We start from the raw sequence: 2,206 nt of genomic DNA on the forward strand, positions 1-2,206 counted from the left end.
TCAGACCCTCATGAAGAGCCTGACCGTCGAGAACGGCACGCTGAGCCTCGACCTCATCCCGCCCCGAGAGATCGCCGCCGTCTGGGTGCACTGCGGCGCGGCCACGGGAGGCCGGAGATCAGCTCAGCAGCTCGGCGTCGAGGGTGATCGTCGTGCCCGCCAGGGCCTTGCTCACCGGGCAGTTGGCCTTGGCGGTCTCGGCCGCCTGCTGGAACTGCTCGGCGGACAGGCCCTCGACCTGGCCGCGGACGGAGATGACGATCCCCGTGATGCCCTCACCCGGCTGGAAGGTGACGTCGGCCCTGGTCTCCAGGGACTGCGGCGGGGTGCCCGCCTGGGCCAGCCCGTGGGACAGGGCCATCGAGAAGCAGGAGGAGTGCGCCGCCGCGATGAGCTCCTCCGGCGAGGTCTTGCCGTTGGCCTGCTCGGCCCGGGAGGGCCAGGACACGTCGAACGTGCCCACCCCGGACGAGTTCAGCTCGACGGTGCCCGACCCGTTGAGCAGCGCACCCTTCCACTGAGTCGTCGCGGTACGTGTCGTCGCCATGGCGATGTCCTTTCGATCACGAAGCGTTAGCCATCAACGACCCTACTCGCCGGGAGAGCGGTGATCATCCCCGGAGCGCTCGTTGCCGCCCGCCCGTCTCCGCCGGCGCCGCTCTCGTCCGTCCACGGGAGAACGGCCGTCACTTTCGGTCGTCGTTCAGGTCTGTTCTGTAATCGAGTCCTCGGTGCCGGACGTAAGAACGGTGACGGCATGTTGGGAAGGGGCGGCCGTGTCGGAGGACGACGAGGAGAAATGGTTCGATTGGATGTTCCGCACCTTCTATGAGCCCGTGTGGGCGTACGCGGCGCGCCGGGTCGGCCTCGCGGTGGCCGACGACATCGCCTCCTGCACCTTTCACACCGCCTGGCGCAAGAGGCACCGGATCCCCCGGGACGACGACCGGGCCGTCGTCGCCTGGCTGTACCGCGTGGCCTGGGGGCACGTCAGGAACGCCACCCGCGGTGAGTGCCGCAGGCAGCGGCTGGCGGGGCTGCTACGGCAGCTGCCGCCCGACCCGCCCGGGGGCGGCTCCCGTGACGAGGAGGTCCGCGGCGCGATGGAGACGGCCATGGCGCGGCTGCGCCCCAAGGACGGCGAGGTCCTGCGCCTGCACTACTGGGAGGACCTCGCCGTCGAGGAGATCGGCCGGATCCTCGGCCTGACCCCCAACGCGGTCCGGGTACGGCTGTGCCGGGCCCGCCTGCGGCTGGCCGAGTCCCTGCGCGGGATGCGCCTGGAGTGCGGGGAGGGGGAGCGGTGATCCCGGAAGACCACGACGAGATCCGCGAGCTGATGGTCCGGCACAACCCGGTCCCCCCGCATACGGCGCGCGGGGCCGGTCCCGGCGCGGAGGAGGCTCTCCGGCGGGTCATGCGTGGGGACACCGCCCGGCGGCCCGGACGGCCGTGGGGGCTGCGGGGGAGAGGGGCGGCGCTGGCGGTCACGGCCCTCGGGGTCGCCGTGGCGGCGGTGGTCCCCTTCCGGATCCCGCCGCAGCCCGGGCCGGTCCCGGCGCCCGCCGGGGCCACACCGCCGCCGGGCCCCGCCGGCCGTGCCGGCCCGGAGCTCTCGGAGGGCCTGGCGAGGATCGCCCGCATCGCGGCCAGCGAGCCCCTGGGGCAGCCGCCGCCCCGCCCGATGGCGTCCTTCCCACCGGCCTCGGCCGAGCTGCTGGAGCTGGCCACCCTCGCCGAGGCCCGGCCGCGTCCCGAGGCCGGGCCGTGGAGCTACGTCAGGACCGAGGAGTGGCTGCTGGCCACCACCGTGGGGCCGGGCGGCGCGACCTCGGAGATCATGCCGTGGGTGGTCCGGCGCTGGACCCCGGTGAGCGGCCGGGGGACCTACCGCACGCTGCGGACGGCGGGCAGGCCGTTCGGGGACGGCGGCTGGGCGAGGATCTCGCCCGAGGTCCGGCACTCGGTCCCGGGCCCGGCCGAGAACACCGGCCGGGCGGCGGACCTGCGGCCGCGGGCGGCCACGCTGTCGCGCTCCGGGCCACGGCTGCGCGGGCAGCTCCTGGCCACCGAGCCGCAGACCACGATGACGCGCACGCGCCGCCTCGTCCGGGCGATGGAGAACCTCCACTCCCACGACGTGGCTAAGGCGACCGCCCTGGCTGACCAGTACGCCACCCGCGGCGGCGAGGAGCGGGAAACCACC

2 protein-coding genes and 1 pseudogene are annotated in these 2,206 nt (G+C 74.2%); 2 read left to right on the forward strand and 1 reads right to left on the reverse strand.

Annotated features, from left to right (window positions below):
- Positions 1-118: 118 nt before the first annotated feature.
- A complete protein-coding gene (locus tag ACWDS7_RS48015; RefSeq protein WP_451934759.1) occupies positions 119-547 on the reverse strand; it encodes an OsmC family protein in 429 nt (142 codons plus the stop codon).
- Between the two features lie 229 nt (positions 548-776).
- Here ACWDS7_RS48015 and ACWDS7_RS48020 point away from each other — a divergent pair, with 229 nt between their 5' ends.
- Positions 777-1,307, forward strand: coding sequence for an RNA polymerase sigma factor (locus tag ACWDS7_RS48020; protein ID WP_451934760.1), 531 nt, complete (start codon positions 777-779; stop codon positions 1,305-1,307).
- Positions 1,304-2,206 (forward strand): annotated as a pseudogene (locus ACWDS7_RS48025) (hypothetical protein); the annotation flags it as partial. The gene ACWDS7_RS48020 and the pseudogene ACWDS7_RS48025, both read left to right, overlap by 4 nt.

The organism is Streptosporangium sp. NPDC003464 (assembly GCF_053588315.1).

What these genes read in the sequence shown, in the direction of transcription:
- ACWDS7_RS48015 (WP_451934759.1), bottom strand. Translation starts at nt 547, where the DNA reads ATGGCGACGACACGTACCGCGACGACTCAGTGGAAGGGTGCGCTGCTC.